This is a genomic window from Actinophytocola sp., from assembly GCF_036402745.1.
Classification (GTDB): Bacteria; Actinomycetota; Actinomycetes; order Mycobacteriales; family Pseudonocardiaceae; genus Actinophytocola.
The window spans coordinates 1-2,345 of record NZ_DASWSJ010000189.1 but is presented as its reverse complement, the minus strand read 5'-3'; the positions used below and the strand labels follow the sequence as shown (position 1 = coordinate 2,345).

The following is a 2,345-nucleotide window of genomic DNA, read 5'->3' as shown; positions in this document are numbered from 1 at the left end:
GTCGCTACCGTGTCGATCGGCAACGCGCGCAACGCCGGACTGCTCGCAGTACGGATCCTGGCGGCGTACGACGAGGAGCTGCGGGCGCGGATGAGCGCTTTCCAGGAGACATTGGCCGCGCAGGCCAGAGCCAAGGGAAGTACTGTGCGTGACGACGCGGCAAAGCTGCGTAAAGGCTGACCGTGCAACGGTTTCCACAAACCCGGGGCGGGTAGCCGTGAGATCCCAACCTTTGTCGTCTAAGGTCGTCGATCGTGACTCCGCCCACTGACTCGGACACACAGAGCATCCCGGCCCGTTACTGGGTCTGGCTGTTCGGTGCTGCCGTGTCCCTCCTCGGCGACCTGACGATGATGTTCGCCATCGGATGGTCCGCCACCCAGCACGGCGGCCGCGTTGCCGGGCTGGTCCTGCTGCTCGCCGCGGCGCCTCGCGCTGCCCTGTTGCTGATCGGTGGTGCCGTTGGCGACCGCTTCGGTGCGCCCAAGGTTCTGCTGGCCAGTTGTGTCGCGATGTTCGTGCTCACGGCCGCGCTGGTTCCGGCGACCATCGCCCTGGGGGAGACGGTCTCACTGCTGGTCGTCACGGCCCTGGCGGTAGGCGTGATCGACGCGTTCTTCATGCCGTCGTCCCGGTCGATGCCCCGCCTGCTGGTGCCGCCGGAGCAGATCCCGCGCGCCCTGGCGAGCTTCCAGGTGACCGGGGTCGTCTTCGCCGTCACCGGTACTGCGGTGGGTGGTCTGCTGGTCAGGTGGTCCGGCCTCACGGCGGCGGCGGGCTTCGACGCGCTGACGTTCGCCGTGATGATCGTCGTACTGCTGTCCTTGCGCGGCACCACCGCGCCGCACGGGCGGATCACGACGGGGATGTTCCGGTCCATCGTGGACGGCGTGAAGATAGCGTTTGGGCGCCCCTTGACCCGGACGTTGCTGATCACGATGACGATCGCGGCCGGCCTGTTGATGCCGATGGACACGCTGCTCCTACCGCTGCTGGCCAGGGACCACCGCTGGGACGCCGCCACGGCGGGTTTGCTGATCGCCTGCCGGAGTGTCGGGGTCGGCGTGATCGCGCTGCGCATCCTCACCCGTGGTGCCTTCCGCCGCCCGGGCCTGGTGGCTGTCCTCGGGCTCCTGCTCGGAGGCGTCGGCGTCATCGGCTTGTCGGTGCTGGACCCGTTGCCGTTGACGATCGCCGCTGCCTTCGTGAGCGGCGTCGGCGTCGGGACCTTCACGGGACACGTGCTGCCGCTGCTGATGAACTCCGTCGAGCGGGAGTACCAGTCGCGGCTGCAGTCCGTGGTGGTCTTGTGTCAGAGCCTCGCGCTCGTCGTGATGAACCCGGTGCTGGGCAGCCTGGCGGACGTGAACGGGGTGGGCATCACCGGTGTCTGCCTCGGCATCGGTATCGCGTCGGCCCTGATCGGACTCGTCGCACTCACCCGCCCCGTCCTTCGGAACGCCACGGTTTCCTAACCCCTGCTAGGGCTTTCCCGGGGCTCGGTAGATCCAGCCGGCGTCGCGCCACTTCTTCGCGTCGAGCGACAGCCTGGCGTCCACCACCACCGGGGTCTCCACCGCTCCCCGCAAGGCGGCCGGGTCCAGCTCGCGGAACTCGGGCCACTCGGTCAGGTGCAGGACCAGGTGAGCTCCCTCGCAGGCCTCGGCCGCGGACGCGGCGTACCGGAGGGTGGGCCGAACCCGCCGGGCGTTCTCCATCGCCTCCGGGTCGTACACGGTGACGGTCGCGCCGTGCAGTTGGATGCGCCCGGCAACATCGAGGGCAGGCGAGTCGCGGACGTCGTCGGTGCCCGCCTTGAACGCCGCGCCGAGCACGGTGACGTTCCGCCCGACCCATTCCGCGCCGAGCAGTTCGTGGGTGACGTCCACGATCCGCGCCCGCCGATGCTGGTTGATGTCGTCGACCTCGCGGAGCAGCGTGATCACCTCTTCGACGCCGAGTTCACCCGCCCTGGCCATGAACGCGCGCAGGTCCTTCGGTAGGCAGCCGCCGCCGTACCCCGGGCCGGCGTTCAGCATGCCGCGGCCGATCCGCTTGTCGTGGCCGAGTGCGTCCGCGAGCTGGGTGACGTCCGCGCCGGTCGCGTCGGCCATCTCCGCGAGCGCGTTGATGAAGGAGATCTTCGTTGCCAGGAAGGCGTTCGCGCCGCCCTTGACCAGCTCGGCCGTGGGCAGGTTGCAGACCACGACGGGTGTGCCCTCGGCGATCGGGCTGGCGAACACCTCGCGCAGCCTCGCCTCGGCGGCCGCGGACTGTACGCCGAACACCAGGCGGTCCGGGTGCAGCGTGTCGTCGACGCCGTGGGCCTCGCGGAGGAACTCCGG

At 69.5% G+C, this 2,345-nt stretch carries 3 protein-coding genes; 2 read left to right on the top strand and 1 reads right to left on the bottom strand.

All coding sequences use genetic code 11. The features are described 5' to 3' along the window. Both VGD70_RS18310 and VGD70_RS18305 read left to right on the top strand, forming a co-directional pair. Positions 1 to 180 (top strand): AIR carboxylase family protein (locus tag VGD70_RS18310; protein WP_331082832.1); only part of this gene is annotated, 180 nt, incomplete at its 5' end. Between the two features lie 74 nt (positions 181 to 254). Continuing rightward, entirely contained in the window at positions 255 to 1,475 is a 1,221-nt protein-coding gene (locus VGD70_RS18305; RefSeq protein WP_331082830.1) for an MFS transporter, read from the top strand. Positions 1,476 to 1,481: 6 nt separating this feature from the next. On the opposite strand, the gene VGD70_RS18300 is transcribed toward VGD70_RS18305, so the two are convergent. Beyond that, positions 1,482 to 2,345, bottom strand: an 864-nt coding sequence (locus VGD70_RS18300; protein ID WP_331082828.1) for a UDP-glucose dehydrogenase family protein, incomplete at its 5' end; no start/stop codon positions are given.